Origin of the sequence: Stenotrophomonas sp. PS02300, assembly GCF_029959395.1 — a bacterium.
GTDB classification, from domain to species: domain Bacteria; phylum Pseudomonadota; class Gammaproteobacteria; order Xanthomonadales; family Xanthomonadaceae; genus Stenotrophomonas; species Stenotrophomonas maltophilia_AD.
Window position 1 is genome coordinate 101,200 of sequence record NZ_JASCOP010000001.1, and the last position, 15,766, is coordinate 116,965.

The following is a 15,766-nucleotide window of genomic DNA, read 5'->3' on the forward strand; positions in this document are numbered from 1 at the left end:
ATTATTAGAGCGTTTGTTCCGGGGGCGCGGTGGGATCCGGGCGCGTGGCGACGCGTTCGTCGGAATGGCGCTCATCGGTCTGGGGGCGCGGTGGCGGCAACTGCTCTTCCTTCGCCGTCTCATGCCCCGGCAGGCTCGGCCGCTTCTCCATCATCAGCGACAGCGCCGCCTTGGCCATCATGTGCGCGCTGATCGGTGCGGTAATGAACAGGAATACGGTGATCAGCAGCTCGCGCGGCTGCGGGTCTTCGCCCAGGAAGATGTGGTACAGCACCGAGCCGGCCAGCACGCAGCCCACGCCCAGCGTGCTGGCCTTGGTCGGTGCATGCAGGCGCTTGAAGAACGTGGACAGCTTCACCAGCCCCAGCGCGCCGACCAGGATGAAGAAGCAGCCAAACAGCAGCAGCAGCGACAGCGCGACCTGGATGAAGGTGATCATTCGACGATGTCCCGGCGCAGCACGAACTTGCTCAGCACCACGGTGCTGCCGAAGCCCAGCATCGCGATCACCAGCGCGGCTTCGAAGTACACCGCCGAATTGAGGTACATGCCGAACAGCATCAGCTCGGCGATGGCCGTCACCGACAGCGTGTCCAGCGCCAGGATCCGGTCGGGCACGGTCGGCCCGCGCAGCAGGCGCCAGGTGGCCAGCAGCATGGCCAGCCCGACCACGTGCATGCACACCGCCATGGTGGTCTGGATGAAGGTGAAACCGGTCATGGGAAAATCTCCATCAGCGGGGCTTCGTAACGGCTCTTGATCTGTCGGATCAGCTCGTCCGGATCGTCCAGGTGCAGCACGTGCACCAGAAGATGGCGACGGTCGTCGGACAGCGCGGCCGAGACCGTGCCCGGGGTCAGGGTGATCATGCTGGTGAGCGCGGCGATGCCGTGGATGTTGGCGATATCCAGCGGCAGCCAGATGAAGCCGGGGTGGATGCGGCGTTCCGGGCCGAGCACCTGCACCGCCACGCGGATGTTGGAGACCAGGATGTCCCACAGCGTCACGCAGATCAGCTTGGGCAGCGGCCGCAGCGAACCAATGCGCGCGAACTCGCGGTCCAGCCGCGCGGCGAACAGCGGCACCACCACGCCCAGCAGCATGCCGAGCAGGATCTGGCCGAGGGTGAAACTGTCGGACATCAGCACCCAGAACCCGGTGACCATCACGCTCAGCGAGGTCGAGGGGAACAGGCGGCGAAGGAACGGGCGGCGGCTCATGGCTGGCGGATCTCCGGCGTGGTCGCGCGCAGCTCACCCACGTAGTCCTGCGGGGTGAGCAGCTGCGTGGCCATGGCGTCGGTGTACTGCATCAACGGGTTGGCGAACAGGCTCATGCCGATGCCATAGCAGAGCAGCAGCGCGGCGGCGAACAGTTCCACGGTGCGGGTAGGCGCCTTGCGCGGCGGTGGCACGCCTTCCTCCAGCACCGGCACCCGCCAGAACAGGCGGATGCCGCCGCGGGTGATGCCGACGATCACCATCAGGCTGCTGCCCAGCACCGCCGTCCAGACCACGCCGGTGTACGCCGCCGGCATGCCGGCCAGCAGCGCGGCCTTGGCCAGGAAGCCGGACAGCGGCGGCAGTCCGGCCACCGACACCGCGGCGATCAGGAACAGCACCGCAGGCGTTTCCTTGCCCGGCATCGGCGCGATGATTTCCTTGCGGTCACTGGCGCCACCACGGCGGCGGCGGATCAGGTCGGCGATCAGGAACAACGCCGCCGCCACGAACGTACTGTGCGGCAGGTAATACAGGCCCGCCGACAGCACCTGCGGGGTGCGGATCGAGAAGGCGATGAACAGCGTAGCGGCCGAGACCACCACCAGGTAGGAGATCAACACGCGCAGGCGCGCGGCGGCGAGCACGCCCAGGCCGCCCAGCAGCAAGGTGGCCACGCCGGCCCAGAACAGCCACTGGCTGCCGTAGCCGGCCATGGCGCCGGCATCTTCGCCGAACCACAGCGAGCTCACCCGCAGCACCGCGTACAGCCCGACCTTGGTCATGATCGCAAACAGCGCCGCCACCGCCGCCGGGGCGCGCGCGTAGGCTTCCGGCAGCCACAGGTACAGCGGCATCAGCGCGGCCTTGCTGCAGAACACCAGCAGCAGCAGGCCCAGCGTGGCCTTCACCAGGGTCAGATGCGTGGGCGGCACCTCGGCGATGCGCTGGGACAGCTCGGCCATGTTGAGCGAGCCCAGCGAGGCGTACAGCAGCCCCAATGCGATCAGGAACAACGTGGAGGCGGTGACGTTGAACACCACGTAATGCAGGCCGATGCGCATGCGCAGCCCGCGTCCGCCGCTGAGCAGCAGGCCGTAGGAGGCGATCAGCATCACCTCGAAGAACACGAACAGGTTGAAGATGTCGCCGGTGAGGAAGGCGCCGTTGAGGCCTACCAGCTGGAACTGGAACAGCGCATGGAAGTGCGGCGCGCGCCGGTCCCAGCCCGAGCAGGCGTGCAGCAGGCACGGAATGGCCAGCAGCAGCGTGGTCAGCAGCATCCAGCTGGACAGGCGGTCGGCCACCAGCGCGATGCCCAGCCGCGAGGGCCAGTCGCCCAGCAGGTACACCGCGATGGTCCCATCGGCGGTCTGTGCGAACAGCAGGGCCACCGCCGCCGCCAACGCGGTAAGCGTGGTCCAGGCGACGGTGCGCTGCACCTTCGGCCCGTAGCGACGATGCTCGACGAACAGCGAACAGGCCGCACCGAACAGCGGAATCAGGATGGGCAGGATCACCGCATGGTTCACGGGCCACCCTCCCGGCCGGGCGCGGTATCGGCCAGCTCCGCGGCCTCGTCCTCGTGCGCGTCGACGTGGTCGCTGTGGTTGTCGCTGCGGCTGCGCATGGCCAGCACGATGCTCACGGCGGTCATCGCAAAGGCGATGACGATCGCGGTCAGCACCAGGGCCTGCGGCAGCGGATCGGTGTAGTTGCCCAGCGTGCTGTCCACGCCTTCCTTCAGCACGGGGGCCTTGCCGGTGACCAGGCGGCCGCCGGAGAAGATCAGCAGGTTGGTTGCGTAGGACAGGAAGGTCATGCCGAGGATGACGTCGAAGCTGCGCGCGCGCAGCAGCAGGTAGATGCCGATCGCACTGAGTACGCCGATCGCGCTTGCCAGGGCCAGTTCCATCAGTGGGTCTCCCCGGTGCGTGCCGAACGGTTGTTGGGATCGATCTCGCCCTTGCGCGAGTTGCGGGTGCGCGACGGCTTCACCGTGCCCATCATCGACAGGATCAGCATTGCCCCGCCGAACACCACCAGGTACACGCCGGTATCGAAGCCCACCGCGCTGGCCAGCGGCACCGTGCCGATCAGCGGCAGCTCCAGGTCCAGGTGCCCGCTGGTGAGGAAGGGCACGCCGAACAACATCGACGCGCAGCCGCTGACGATGGCGATGAGCAGGCCCGCGCCGATGCAGCGGATGTAATCGAAGCCGAAGCGCGATTCCACCGAGGTGGTGCCCTGGATGACGTACTGGATCAGCAGCGGCACCGCCAGCACCAGGCCGGCGATGAAGCCGCCGCCGGGTGCGTTGTGGCCGCGCAGGAACAGGAAGATCGAGACGGTCAGCGTCAGCGGGAACATCACCTGGGCCAGGTCGGCCGGTACCGGCAGCTTGATCGGCGGGCCCGGCATGATCTGCTCCGGCGCCATCCGCGAACGCCGCAGCATGGCGTGCACCACCAGCGCGGCGATGCCGAACACGGTGATCTCACCGAAGGTATCGAAGCCACGGAAGTCCACCAGGATCACGTTGACCACGTTCTCGCCGTAGGCTTCGGGCAGTGCGCGCGCGAGCAGTTCGCCGGCCATGGTGTTGGGCGGTAGGGTCATCGCGCTGTAGGCCATGGCGGCCAGGCCGCCGCCACCGATCACCGCGATCAGCGCGTCGCGGCGCTTGCGCCAGCGCGACTTCTCCGGCGGCGACTGCGCCGGCAGGTAGTTCATGCCCAGCAGCATCAGCACCAGCGTCACCATCTCCACCAGCAGCTGGGTCAATGCCAGGTCCGGCGCGGACAGGAACACGAAGGTCAGCGATACCATCAGGCCCACGCCACCGGCCACCAGCACCGCCAGCAGGCGCTGCCGGTATACGAACAGCGCGCCCAGCGCGCAGGCCATCATCACCGCCCACAACGCCCAGCCAAGCAGCGGGATGGGCTGCGGCGCAGGCCAGTTGGGCGAAACCGGGTTGGCCACGAACGGGGCGGCAGCGACGATGATCGCCACCACCACCAGCGCCATCAGCATGCGCTGCAGGCTGCCGTTGGCCAGCCCCTGGGTGAGCCGGTGGGCGAAGCCGAACACCAGGTCCAGCTGTTTGTGGAACAGGTTGCGCCCGGTGCTGCGGGTGATCACCGCATGCAGGTTGATCAGTCTGCGCAGCCCGAAGTACAGCGCGATGCCGCCAATAGTGGCGGCGATGCTCATCATCAGCGGCATGTTGACGCCATGCCAGATCGACAGGCTGTAGGCCGGCATGGCCGGACCCAGGATCGAGGAGGCCGCCGCATGCAGCACCGGCGCCACGGTGATCGCCGGGGCCACGCCCACGGCCACGCACAGCACCACCAGGATCTCCACCGGCACCTTCATGAAGCGCGGCGGCTCATGCGGCACACGGTCCAGGTCGTGCGGGCCTTTGCCGAAGAAGGTGTCGTGCACGAAGCGCAGGCTGTAGGCCACGCCCAGCACGCCGGCCAGCAGCGCGGCGATCGACACGGCGATGCGCATCGGCTCCGGGCCCTGCGCGGTGACCGCCTCGGCGAACAGCATTTCCTTGGACAGGAAGCCGTTGAGCAGCGGAATGCCGGCCATGGCCAGCGAGGCGATGATCGCCAGCGCGCTGGTGAAGGGCATCAACCGGCGCAGGCCGCCGAGCTTGCGCATGTCGCGGGTGCCGGTTTCATGGTCGATGATGCCGGCGGCCATGAACAACGAGGCCTTGAAGGTGGCGTGGTTGAGGATGTGGAACACGCCGGCCACCACCGCCATCGGTGTGGACAGCCCGAACAGCAGGGTGATCAGGCCCAGGTGCGAGATCGTCGAATAGGCCAGCAGGCCTTTCAGGTCGTGCTGGAAGATCGCGTTCCAGGCGCCGATCAGCAGGGTCAGCGCACCGATGCCGCTGACCGTATAGAAGAACAGGTCGGTACCGGCCAGCGCCGGGTGCAGCCGCGCCAGCAGGAACACGCCGGCCTTCACCATGGTGGCCGAATGCAGGTAGGCCGACACCGGGGTCGGCGCGGCCATGGCATGCGGCAGCCAGAAATGGAACGGGAACTGCGCGCTCTTGGTGAAGATGCCGGCCAGCACCAGGAACAGGGCCCACGGGTACAGCGGGCTGGCACGGATCACATCGCCGGCGGCCAGCACCGCATCCAGCTCGAAGCTGCCGACGATGCGGCCGATCAGCAGCACGCCGCCGAGCAGGGCCAGGCCGCCGCCGCCGGTGACCACCAGCGCCATCCGCGCGCCCTCGCGGGCGTCCTGGCGGTGCGACCAGAAGCCGATCAGCAGGAACGAGCTGATGCTGGTCATTTCCCAGAACACCATCAGCAGCAACAGGTTGCCCGACAGCACCATGCCCAGCATGGCGCCCATGAACAGCAGCAGGTAGCAGTAGAAGCGGTGGGCGTTGTCCTTCGCGCTCAGGTAGTAGTGCGCATACATCACCACCAGCGCGCCGATGGCCAGCACCATGCCGGCGAACATCCAGGCAAGCCCATCCAGCCGCACCGAGAACGCCAGCCCGATCTGCGGCAGCCACTCCCCGAAACTGCGCACGACCCCACCCTCGAGGATCGCGGGGGTCATCGTCGCGAGCAGCGCCAGACCGCCCACGGGCGCGGCCGCGGCCAGCCAGGCGGCGGTGGCACGGGAACTGTGGCGGAACACAATGACCGCCACCGCCAGCAGGAAGGGCAGGGCGAGCAGCAGGAGAAGGCTGGGATTCATGCAGGGAATGCGGGATTCACGAGCAGGCCTTTCAGTCTAACAGGCAGGGATTTGTCGCCGATATACCCGATTACGCCACCAACTGCATGCAACGTGCGTGATTCATCTTTTTTCTGCCAGTGTCGGCGTCCATCCGGGGTTGTTCAACGCCGTATGGAAACGTTGCCGGCACTTTGCGATCCGAGTGATCTCGCCGCCGTTCAGCCCAGCAACGGCAGGGCCTGCGCCCACCCGTCGGCTACCTCGCAGCTGAACGAAACGCGCTCCCCGGATCTCGCCCACGGCCATGCTGGACCCGCTGCCGTGGAGCAGGGGTGAGCATCCATTTCGTTCAGGTTGGGCCGGTCAATAGGCCAGGTCAAACTTCCGGTACGCCTTGGCCATCACCCAGGCGGGCCCGATCAACAGATAGGTCAGGTCAGTCAGGAAGCTGGGCTTGCGCCCCTCGAACTTGTGGCCGATGAACTGCGCGATCCAGGCCACCACGAACACGCCCAGCCCCAGCCAGGCCAGGTTGGCCAGCCCGATTTCGGCTTCCAGCAACCGGCAGGTGCAGCCGCACACAAAGAAGAAGGCGAGCATGCCCAGGCCCAACCGGCGCGACAGCCGGTTGTAGAAGCACCACGCAGTGAACATCGCCAGGCCCGCCCAGACCCCGTACTGGAACCAGGTGATCAGCGGCGGCAGGCACCACAGCAGGGCAATGACCGACCACAGGATCGCCGGCACCGCCACCACATGGATGCGCTGGTTCAGCGTATTGCGGTGGTCGTCGGAATAGCTGGCGAAATAGCGGTCGATGGGCCGCACAAGCTGGGTCGTCGTGGACATTGAGCCTCCGGATTGGGCACAGGATACTCCCGGAAACCCCGCTGCGACGGAGCCGGCCATCCGCCGGCTCCGATGCGCGTGCTTCAGTCCACCGAGATCCCGGCCAGGCGCTGCAGCGCCTCGGCGTACTTGGCGCGGGTGCGCTCGATGATGTCCGCCGGGATGGTCGGGCCCGGGGCGGTCTTGCCCCAGTCCAGCGTCTCCAGGTAATCGCGGACGAACTGCTTGTCGTAGCTTGGCGGGCTGGTGCCCACTTCGTACTCGTCGGCTGGCCAGTAGCGCGAGGAATCCGGCGTCAGCATCTCGTCCATGATGTACAGGCGACCATCGGCATCGGTACCGAACTCGAACTTGGTGTCGGCCAGGATGATGCCGTGCTCGCGCGCGTAATCGGCGGCGAACTTGTAGATGCGCAGGGTGGCATCGCGCACGCGCTCGGCCAGGTCCGCGCCAACCGCCTTCACCATCGCATCGAAATCGATGTTCTCGTCATGGTCGCCCACGGCGGCCTTGGTCGAGGGGGTGAAGATCGGCTCGGGCAGCTGCTCGGCCTGGCGCAGGCCGTCGGGCAGTTCAATGCCGCTGACCTTGCCGGTGCGCTGGTAATCCTTCCAGCCGCTGCCGATGAGGTAGCCGCGGGCGATGGCTTCCACTGGTACCGGCTTGAGCTTGCGGGTCACCACGGCGCGCTTGGCGTACAGCGCGGGGTCCACGCCGTCGGGCAGCACGCTGGCCACGTCGATGCCGGTGAGGTGGTTGGGCATCAGGTGCGCGGTCTTGGCGAACCAGAAGTTCGAGACCTGGCAGAGCATTTCACCCTTGCCGGGGATCGGATCGGGAAGCACCACGTCGAAGGCCGACAGACGGTCGGTAGCGACCATCAGCAGGTAGTCCCCCGGCGGAGTGCCGGCGGGCAGCCGTTCGCGCGGAATGTCGAAAACATCACGCACCTTGCCGCGATGGCGCAAGGGCAGGCCGGGGAGATCGGATTGCAACAACGTGGTCGGCACGGGCACTCCTGGGGCTTCGTCGAGACAGCTGTCCAGGGCACCCGGAGGGCCCGCAGGGACAGCGGGCGGCCTAGTGTAAAGCGGGTTGGGCCCGCTGTGACGTAAAATGAGGTTCCTTCGTTGCCCCGGCCGCCCCGACGACCATGCGCTGGTACGGAAAACTGCTTGGATTCATCGCCGGCGCCCTGCTTTTCAGGCCCAACCCGCTGTTCGGGGCCGTCATCGGCCTGCTGCTCGGGCATGCCTTCGACGCCGACTGGTTCCGCCTGAACAGGGAGAACCCATACCGGGAGCTGGGGCTGACCTCCGAGGCCACCGACGCCGAGGTCGACCTGGCCTACCGCCGGCTGATGTCCCAGTACCACCCCGACAAGGTCGTGGGCGCCGCCCCGGAGCTGCGCCAACAGGCCGAGCGCAAGTCGCGCCAGCTCAACGCCGCCTACGACCGCATCAAGACCCTGCGCAAGCGCTGAGCGCGCGCGGCCCCCTCTCTACGTCCCCAAGGCACCGGCCATGTCCAACTGCATCATCGCCCCCTCCATCCTGTCCGCCAACTTCGCCCGCCTCGGCGAGGAAGTGGACAACGTGCTCGCCGCCGGCGCCGACTGGGTGCACTTCGATGTGATGGACAACCATTACGTGCCCAACCTGACCATCGGCCCGATGGTCTGCCAGGCCCTGCGCAAGCACGGCGTGACCGCCCCCATCGACGTGCACCTGATGGTGGAGCCGGTGGACCGCATCATTCCGGACTTCGCCGAGGCCGGCGCGACCTATATCAGCTTCCACCCCGAAGCCAGCCGCCACGTGCACCGCACCATCCAGCTGATCCGCTCGCTGGGCTGCAAGCCGGGCCTGGTGCTCAACCCGGGCACCCCGGTGGACATCCTGGACTGGGTGCTGGATGACCTGGACCTGGTGCTGCTGATGTCGGTCAACCCGGGCTTCGGTGGCCAGGCCTTCATTCCCTCGGCGCTGGACAAGCTGCGCGTGGTCCGCCAGAAGATCGATGCCAGCGGCCGCGACGTGCGCCTGGAGATCGACGGCGGGGTCAAGGCCGACAACATCGGCGCGATTGCCGCCGCCGGTGCCGACGCCTTCGTGGCCGGTTCGGCGATCTTCAACGCGCCGATCAGCTACAAGGACGTGATCGACCAGATGCGCCACAACGTGGCCAAGGCGCGGGGCTGAGCATGGGCGCGGCCGGCCTGCAGATCCGCGACGCCACGGCTGCCGATGCCGCGCTGATCCTGCGCTTCATCCGCGAACTGGCGATCTATGAGAAGGCCGAATCGTCGGTGCAGACCGACGAGGCCGGCATTGTCGCCAGCCTGTTCGGCGCCGACGCCAAGGCGCGCGCGCTGGTATGCGAAGCCGATGGCCAGGCCATCGGGTACGCGGTGTACTTCTACAACTATTCCACCTGGCTGGGCCGCAACGGCATCTACCTGGAAGACCTCTACGTCAGCCCCGCCCAGCGCGGCAGCGGCGCCGGCAAGGCGCTGCTCAAGCACATCGCCCGCATCGCCGTGGCCGAAGGCTGCGGCCGCTTCGAGTGGTCGGTGCTGGACTGGAATGAGCCGGCCATCAAGTTCTACGAAGCCGCCGGCGCCAAGCCGCAGAGCGAGTGGACGGTGTACCGGTTGGAAGGCGATGCGCTGAAAGCGTTCGCCCAAAACCGGTAGGTATCGACCGTTGGTCGATACGGCGTCTGCGCGGGGATAAAAAAGACCGCACTCCTGCGAATGCGGCCCTGGGAATAGCGGGAGGCTGATCCTGCCTCCATCCATCGTCCCTGCTATGGCCTTCCATTCTCCGGGCGATCGGTGACCGTTTGATGACGTTCACCGCCCCTGACACATCGCACTGCTAGCCTGCGCCTCCCCCTACCGTGGAAGTGCAGCATGCGTGGTCCCCGCTGGCGTCTGATCCTCAACGGCAAGTCCACCGGCAACGACGACCTGCGCACGGCCGTGCACGCGCTGCGTGACGAGGGGGTCACCCTGGAAGCGCGCGTCACCTGGGAAGACGGCGACGCCGAGCGCTACGTGGCCGAGGCGATCGAGCATGGGGTGGATACCATCATTGCCGCCGGGGGCGACGGCACCCTGAGCGAAGTGGCGGAAACCCTGGCCCATCGTGATGAGGGCGCCGACGCGCTGCCTACCCTGGGACTGGTGCCGCTGGGCACCGCCAATGACTTCGCCACGGCCGCCCGCATTCCGGACGAGCCGCTGCAGGCGCTGAAGCTGATCCAGGCGCAGGCGGCGCGCCCGGTGGACCTGCTGCGCATCGATGCCGATGGCGAGCTGTGGTGGTGCGCAAACGTGGCCAGTGGTGGCTTCGGTACCGAAGTGACGGTGGAAACCGACGAAGGCCTGAAGAAGGTGCTGGGCGGGTTGGCCTACCTGGTCACCGGCATTTCCCGGCTGGGGCGGATCGATCCGATCCAGGCCCGACTGCGCGCGCCGGACTTCAACTGGGAAGGGGGCTTCATCGCGCTCGGCATCGGCAATGGCCGACAAGCCGGTGGCGGCCAGGTGTTGTGCCCCGATGCCCTGGTCAATGACGGCCTGCTCGACATCACCGTGATCCCGGAGCTGAGTGGCGAAGTCGCCTCGACGCTCGGGGCGCTGATCCGGGGCGGCAAGCAGGGCGCATTGGAGCAGGTCGCCGAACGCACCCGCGCGCCGTGGGTGGAGATCGAAGCCGACGAGCCGATGACGCTCAACCTGGATGGCGAACCAGTACGCGCGCGCCGCTTCCGCATCGACTGCGTGGCAGCACGCGTGCGCATGCACCTCCCACTCGACAGCGCGCTCCTGCAGTAGCCGTTGGCGCGCCGCCGTAGAGCCGGGCCCTGCCCGGCTGCTCAGAGCAGCGGAATATCCTCTTCCTTCGTGGGGAATCCGAACGCCTCCCGCTTCTTGCGGATGTGATCAGGCATCGGCGGACGCGGGATGTTTCGTGCGACCAGCCACTGCTGGCTCTTTTTCTGCCATGGAAGCAGGTCGGGCGTGGTGACCTCCCAATAGATATCGTCGACCATCCGCATCGGTGGTGCCTCGCCCGAGCCGGTAAGTATTTTGGTCTTGATTGTCGGGTCTGCGCCGTGCTCCAAGAGCCAATAGACGTAGTTGAAGCCGCCTCGGCTGGTGTACAGGCTCAGTATGGTGTCTGCAGAGCCAAGGTTCGGTTCATTGACGTTCGCGCCGTTTTCCACAAGAAGCTGCACGTTCTTCCACTGATTTCCGCTCAGGAACGCCACATACATCAATGTCTCCCTTGCGGAGCTGCGGGTATTGGGATCGCCGCCGTGTTTGAGCAGAAGCTCGAGAAATCGTGGGTCCTCCATCTTGGCTGCGTAGACCATGGCGTTGTTGAAGCCAAGCCTGCGCCCGTCAACCTCCTTGAACTCCCGCGCATTGGGATCGGCGCCATTCTCCAGCAACGCGCGCAACCCATCGAGGTTTTGCGCCCGCAGCGGCCATGCAATCAGAGGAATGCCGTCGCGACGGGCAAAGGTTTTGTCGGGATCGACACCTTCATCCTTGATCCAGTGGCGAATGGCTGCCGCGTCACCGTTCTCCGCCGCGATAGCCAATTGCAACGCATTTCCGTCGAAATAGTCACCGGCGCCATGTGAAGACGATGCCGCACACCCGTTGACGAGAAAAAGTGTGAGCCATGCCGCACTTAAGAGGGCTTTTGTCATCGCGTTGTGAAGACTGATGCGCATGATCATCCTGATGTTGAGCCCCTGAAGGGGTGACATTAGCAAACTGTTCTGTTATTCGATAAGCAGCGCGGCTCGGGGGGATCGCGCTCCTTCACTGTGCAATGGAGCTTGCCATGAGTGGTCCCGATATCGAGGCGCGTGTCCGCGCCATCCAGGAACAGAACCTTCTTGTCCAACAGCTGCGTGAAAGCGGCAATGACAACGAAGCGAATCGTCTCCAGGAAACCTATCACGCGCGCGAGATGTCTGGTCTTGCTGCGGATGTGTATCAATCTGCGAATCACGACGGTGAGCCGCCGGTCGGTTGGAAGCGTGCAAGTACGGATCCTGAAGCCATGCGTGCCGCTGGCATCAACATGTCTGACGAAGAGTTGCGGGATCTCCTTCAGCCACCGCAGTCTGGTTTCCGGGCAGAAATATATCTTCCTGACAAGCGTGTATTTGGTGAGGACGCAAAGCCCGTGGTTGTCTACAAGGGATCAACTGGCCCGATCGTTGATCCGCTTGCTCCGGACGGGAGACGCGAATCGGGCGGCGAAGATTTCCTCAACAATGGGCAGCAGGGCATCGGGATGCGTAGTGATTACTACGACCGCGCCATGCTCCTGGCAACCCGTTTGAAAGCGGAAACAGGCGGCGGTTTCGAAATCGCCGGCCACTCCCTCGGCGGCGGCATGGCCTCCGCCGCCTCCGCCGTCACGGGTGCCCGTGCCACTACCTTCAACGCCGCCGGCCTTCACCCGGCTACGCCGGCGCGCTATGCCAAAGACAACGGCCTGCCCACCTTCAATCCGCAGTTGACCGTACACACCTACCAGACCAGCGGTGAGGTGCTCAACGATGTGCAGAACGGGATGCAGCGCCTCAACGAACAGCAGCGACACGCCTATGGGCTGCTGGCCAACGAAGCCAGCATGCTGATGCGCGAACCGCTGATGCAGGCCAAGGTGGCGGAGAAGATGCGCGAGATGCTGCCGCCCGGTGCGCAGACCGCAGCCGCGCAGTTTATCGAACAGCTGGCCACCAAGCCGGGCTACGAGGCCCTTCGCGATATTCCGGTCGCGGCGGGGCGCATGGAGTTGGTGCTCGATCCCAAGACCCGCGATGCGCAGGAGCGGCTGGTGGATCGCGCGCGTACGGACGCCCCCAGCCAGGTAGCCGCGCTGGCCGGACCGTTGTCCAAGGTGCTGCACGCGGCCGCGCACGGCATGCACAACGGGCGGGTAGTGGGCGAAGTGGTGGAGAAGGGCGGGGCAACGGCAGCCCATGTCCTTGACCGCACCGGCGACGCCGTGGAGCAGGTCGCCCGCGTGCAGGGCATGGTGGTTGGCAAGGTGGTCGACATGGGCTCGACCACGCTGCAGGTGAGCGCCAAGGCCACCACCACCGTGTATGCCCAGGGCCGCGAATTGACCGGGATGATCGAGTCCACGGCACATCGCGTGGAATCGCACGCGCAGTCCGGAATTCTGTCGGTGGCCTCATGGGGCGCGGGCAAGCTGGGGTTCGACAACGTCGCCAAGGATCTCGACAGCCGCGCCGATTCCGTACACGCCGCCGGCCAGGCGCGCGCCACCGCGGCAACTCGCGATGCCCGGGAGGACGCCGATGCGGCCCGCGCCGCTGGCCAGCGCACCGCCGACAGCATCGACCGTAACGGCCAATGGGTGGCCGGTAAGCTGCAGAATGGGTATGCCACGGCCGGCGCTTATGTCGACCAGGGCTATGACTTTGCGGCGCACCACATCAAGAACACCACGGCACAGGCGCCGGCGGTGTTTGCCTCGGTCGGCGGGGCAGTGGCGGGTCTTCGCGGCGCCGCCGCCACCTACGTACCCACGGCGCTGACGCCGCAGAACATCGGCAACATCATCGAGACCAAGCGCTTGGTCGAGAACATCGGCCCGGCGTTTGGTGAGGCCGTGCAGCGCCACGGGATGAAGGAAACCGTCATTCCCAGCCTGGACGCCGAGCTCATCAAACAGGAGGCGCAGGCCCGCGCGCTGCTGGAACAGCACGAACGCATCCAGCACCCGGCGGAGAAGCACGCCGCCGTCGTCGCCGAGCCCTCCACGCTGGTGGTTGGCATCAACGATCCCGGCCACAGGCAATACCACATGTTCCAGGGGGCCCAGTCCGGCGTTCACGGCATCGATGCCGCCCACAACCGTGTGCCCGACCTGCAGAGCGACCAGCTGGCCGGTGCGCTGGCAGCCAAGGCCACGCAGGAAGGCCTGGAGCGCATCGAGCGGGTGGTACTGAGCGAGGACCGCACCCGCGTGTTCGCGGTCGATACCCAGGACCTCACCTCCGTGCACCGCCACCTGGCGCAGGTGGACGTGGTGGCCGGGCGGCAGCAGCCGCTCAGCGTGAGCACCGAGCAGGTGGCCGAGGTCAACCGCCAGCAGGAGCGCGCCGCCGCCGCCCCGGCGCTGGTGGCCGACCTGGGTGCCGAACAGCGCGAACAGGAGCAGCAGGCCGCGCGCCGCATGGGCTGACGCCTCCGGCCCTGTTGGCGGCTGAATCGCCGGCAGGGCCGGGTGTGGACCGGGCACGGGCGGGTTCCATCCGGTGCCGCCAATGCGGTACAGTCCCCGGGTGTCCATTCTGACGACCCCGCATACCCTTTCTTCCGCTCGCCGTTGGTGGCGATGGTGGCCTGTTGCCGTCGTCCGTCCCGCCACCGCCGTTTCCCGGAAGGAAAGTCGTCTTGATCACGCTCGAGCAGTTCCAGCAGCAGGCCGCTGAAGGCCACACCCGCATCCCCGTCGTCCGCGAAGTGCTGTCCGACCTGGACACGCCGCTTTCGGTCTATCTGAAGCTCGCCGACGGCCCGCATACCTATCTGTTTGAATCGGTCGAAGGCGGCGAACGCTTCGGGCGTTATTCCATCATCGGCCTGCCGGCCCGCCGCGTGTACGCCTTCCACGGCCATACCCTGACCGTCAGCGAAGCCGGCCAGGTGGTGGAAACCCGTGAGGTGGCGGACCCGTTCACCGAAGTGGAGGCGCTGCGCAGTGCCCATTCGGTGCCCAAGCTGGCCGGCCTGCCGGGTTTCACCGGCGGCCTGGTGGGCTGGTTCGGGTTCGAGTGCATCGGCTATATCGAACCGCGCCTGGCCCCGCCGCGCGCCCGCGATGAACTGGGCACGCCGGACATCCTGCTGCTGCATTCGGAAGAGCTGGCGGTGTTCGACAACCTCAAGGGCCGCCTGTACCTGATCGTGCACGCCGACCCCGGCCAACCCGGCGCGTGGGACGAGGCACAGGCGCGGCTGGACGGCCTGGTTGCCAAGCTGCGTGCCCCCGGCGCGGGCTACCCGGTGCCGATCACCCGCGACGTGCTGGACGAGAACGACTTCGTGTCCGGCTTCACCCGCGAAGGCTTCATTGCCGCCGTGGACAAGTCCAAGGAATACATCCGCGCCGGCGACATCTTCCAGGTGGTGCTCAGCCAGCGCCTGAGCGTGCCGTTCAAGGCGCGCCCGGTGGATGTGTACCGCGCGCTGCGCGCGCTGAACCCCTCGCCGTACATGTACTTCCTCGACACCGGCGATGTGCAGGTGGTCGGCTCCTCGCCGGAAATCCTGGTGCGCCTGCAGGACGGGGAGGTCACCGTGCGCCCCATCGCCGGTACCCGCCCGCGCGGCGCCACGGTGGAAGAAGACAACGCGCTGGAAGCCGAACTGCTGGCCGATCCGAAGGAACGTGCCGAGCACCTCATGCTGATCGACCTGGGTCGCAACGACGCCGGCCGCGTTTCCAAGGCCGGCACGGTGGAAGTGGGCGAACAGTTCGTGATCGAACGCTACAGCCACGTCATGCACATCGTCAGCGAAGTGACCGGGCAGCTGCAGCCGGGCCTGAGCTACGCCGATGTGCTGCGCGCCACGTTCCCGGCCGGCACGGTCAGTGGCGCGCCGAAGATCCGCGCGCTGGAAGTGATCCGCGAACTGGAGCCGATCAAGCGCAATGTCTACGCCGGCAGCATCGGCTACATCGGCTGGCACGGCGATGCCGACACCGCCATCGCCATCCGCACCGCGGTGATCAAGGACGGTCGCCTGCACGTGCAGGCCGGCGCCGGCATTGTCTATGACTCCGACCCGGGCAAGGAATGGGACGAGACCATGAACAAGGGCCGTGCGCTGTTCCGCGCCGTGGCCCAGGCCGCCAAGGGCCTGTGACGTTTTCGTGCCGTGGCCAGGGCCACGGCGTTCGCTG

General features: G+C 66.6%; 15 protein-coding genes. 6 read left to right on the forward strand and 9 right to left on the reverse strand.

Translation table 11 applies throughout. The features are described from left to right. Positions 1 to 4 precede the first annotated feature (4 nt). The 8 genes from QMX79_RS00425 to QMX79_RS00460 all read right to left on the reverse strand — a co-directional run bounded on the left by QMX79_RS00425 (position 5) and on the right by QMX79_RS00460 (position 7,804). Positions 5 to 439 carry a Na+/H+ antiporter subunit G gene (locus QMX79_RS00425; protein ID WP_282243246.1) on the reverse strand — a complete coding sequence of 145 codons (435 nt, stop codon included), beginning with the start codon at positions 437 to 439 and terminating at the stop codon, positions 5 to 7. Continuing rightward, complete coding sequence (locus tag QMX79_RS00430) at positions 436 to 720, reverse strand: K+/H+ antiporter subunit F (protein WP_068854300.1); 285 nt, start codon at positions 718 to 720, stop codon at positions 436 to 438. The genes QMX79_RS00425 and QMX79_RS00430 overlap by 4 nt, the downstream gene beginning before the upstream one ends. Then, a complete protein-coding gene (locus tag QMX79_RS00435) occupies positions 717 to 1,220 on the reverse strand; it encodes a Na+/H+ antiporter subunit E (protein WP_282243249.1) in 504 nt (167 codons plus the stop codon). The genes QMX79_RS00430 and QMX79_RS00435 overlap by 4 nt, the downstream gene beginning before the upstream one ends. Further along, complete coding sequence (locus QMX79_RS00440; protein ID WP_282243250.1) at positions 1,217 to 2,752, reverse strand: monovalent cation/H+ antiporter subunit D; 1,536 nt, start codon at positions 2,750 to 2,752, stop codon at positions 1,217 to 1,219. Before QMX79_RS00440 ends, QMX79_RS00435 begins: the two co-directional genes overlap by 4 nt. After that, entirely contained in the window at positions 2,749 to 3,135 is a 387-nt protein-coding gene (locus tag QMX79_RS00445; protein WP_282243251.1) for a Na+/H+ antiporter subunit C, read from the reverse strand. The genes QMX79_RS00440 and QMX79_RS00445 overlap by 4 nt, the downstream gene beginning before the upstream one ends. Further along, entirely contained in the window at positions 3,135 to 5,963 is a 2,829-nt protein-coding gene (locus QMX79_RS00450) for a monovalent cation/H+ antiporter subunit A (protein WP_282243252.1), read from the reverse strand. Before QMX79_RS00450 ends, QMX79_RS00445 begins: the two co-directional genes overlap by 1 nt. A gap of 345 nt (positions 5,964 to 6,308) precedes the next feature. Then, positions 6,309 to 6,794, reverse strand: coding sequence for an Mpo1-like protein (locus QMX79_RS00455; RefSeq protein WP_093532758.1), 486 nt, complete (start codon positions 6,792 to 6,794; stop codon positions 6,309 to 6,311). A gap of 83 nt (positions 6,795 to 6,877) precedes the next feature. Next, the gene (locus tag QMX79_RS00460) at positions 6,878 to 7,804 is read right to left on the reverse strand and encodes a phosphoribosylaminoimidazolesuccinocarboxamide synthase (protein WP_282243258.1); all 927 of its coding nucleotides are present in this window, start codon (positions 7,802 to 7,804) and stop codon (positions 6,878 to 6,880) included. 143 nt (positions 7,805 to 7,947) lie between these two features. Here QMX79_RS00460 and QMX79_RS00465 point away from each other — a divergent pair, with 143 nt between their 5' ends. The 4 genes from QMX79_RS00465 to yegS all read left to right on the forward strand — a co-directional run bounded on the left by QMX79_RS00465 (position 7,948) and on the right by yegS (position 10,635). Further along, the gene (locus tag QMX79_RS00465; protein ID WP_282243259.1) at positions 7,948 to 8,277 is read left to right on the forward strand and encodes a DnaJ domain-containing protein; all 330 of its coding nucleotides are present in this window, start codon (positions 7,948 to 7,950) and stop codon (positions 8,275 to 8,277) included. Positions 8,278 to 8,317: 40 nt separating this feature from the next. Beyond that, complete coding sequence (gene rpe / locus QMX79_RS00470; protein WP_068854293.1) at positions 8,318 to 8,995, forward strand: ribulose-phosphate 3-epimerase; 678 nt, start codon at positions 8,318 to 8,320, stop codon at positions 8,993 to 8,995. Positions 8,996 to 8,997: 2 nt separating this feature from the next. Next, the gene (locus tag QMX79_RS00475) at positions 8,998 to 9,489 is read left to right on the forward strand and encodes a GNAT family N-acetyltransferase (RefSeq protein ID WP_282243261.1); all 492 of its coding nucleotides are present in this window, start codon (positions 8,998 to 9,000) and stop codon (positions 9,487 to 9,489) included. Positions 9,490 to 9,708: 219 nt separating this feature from the next. Further along, positions 9,709 to 10,635 carry a lipid kinase YegS gene (gene yegS / locus QMX79_RS00480; RefSeq protein WP_282243263.1) on the forward strand — a complete coding sequence of 309 codons (927 nt, stop codon included), beginning with the start codon at positions 9,709 to 9,711 and terminating at the stop codon, positions 10,633 to 10,635. A gap of 41 nt (positions 10,636 to 10,676) precedes the next feature. On the opposite strand, the gene QMX79_RS00485 is transcribed toward yegS, so the two are convergent. Continuing rightward, positions 10,677 to 11,543, reverse strand: coding sequence for an ankyrin repeat domain-containing protein (locus QMX79_RS00485; RefSeq protein ID WP_282243265.1), 867 nt, complete (start codon positions 11,541 to 11,543; stop codon positions 10,677 to 10,679). Between the two features lie 572 nt (positions 11,544 to 12,115). On the opposite strand from QMX79_RS00485, the gene QMX79_RS00490 reads away from it, so the two are divergent. Continuing rightward, positions 12,116 to 14,041, forward strand: coding sequence for an XVIPCD domain-containing protein (locus tag QMX79_RS00490; protein ID WP_282243267.1), 1,926 nt, complete (start codon positions 12,116 to 12,118; stop codon positions 14,039 to 14,041). Positions 14,042 to 14,253: 212 nt separating this feature from the next. After that, a complete protein-coding gene (gene trpE / locus QMX79_RS00495; protein WP_282243268.1) occupies positions 14,254 to 15,729 on the forward strand; it encodes an anthranilate synthase component I in 1,476 nt (491 codons plus the stop codon). The last annotated feature ends 37 nt before the right edge of the window (positions 15,730 to 15,766 follow it).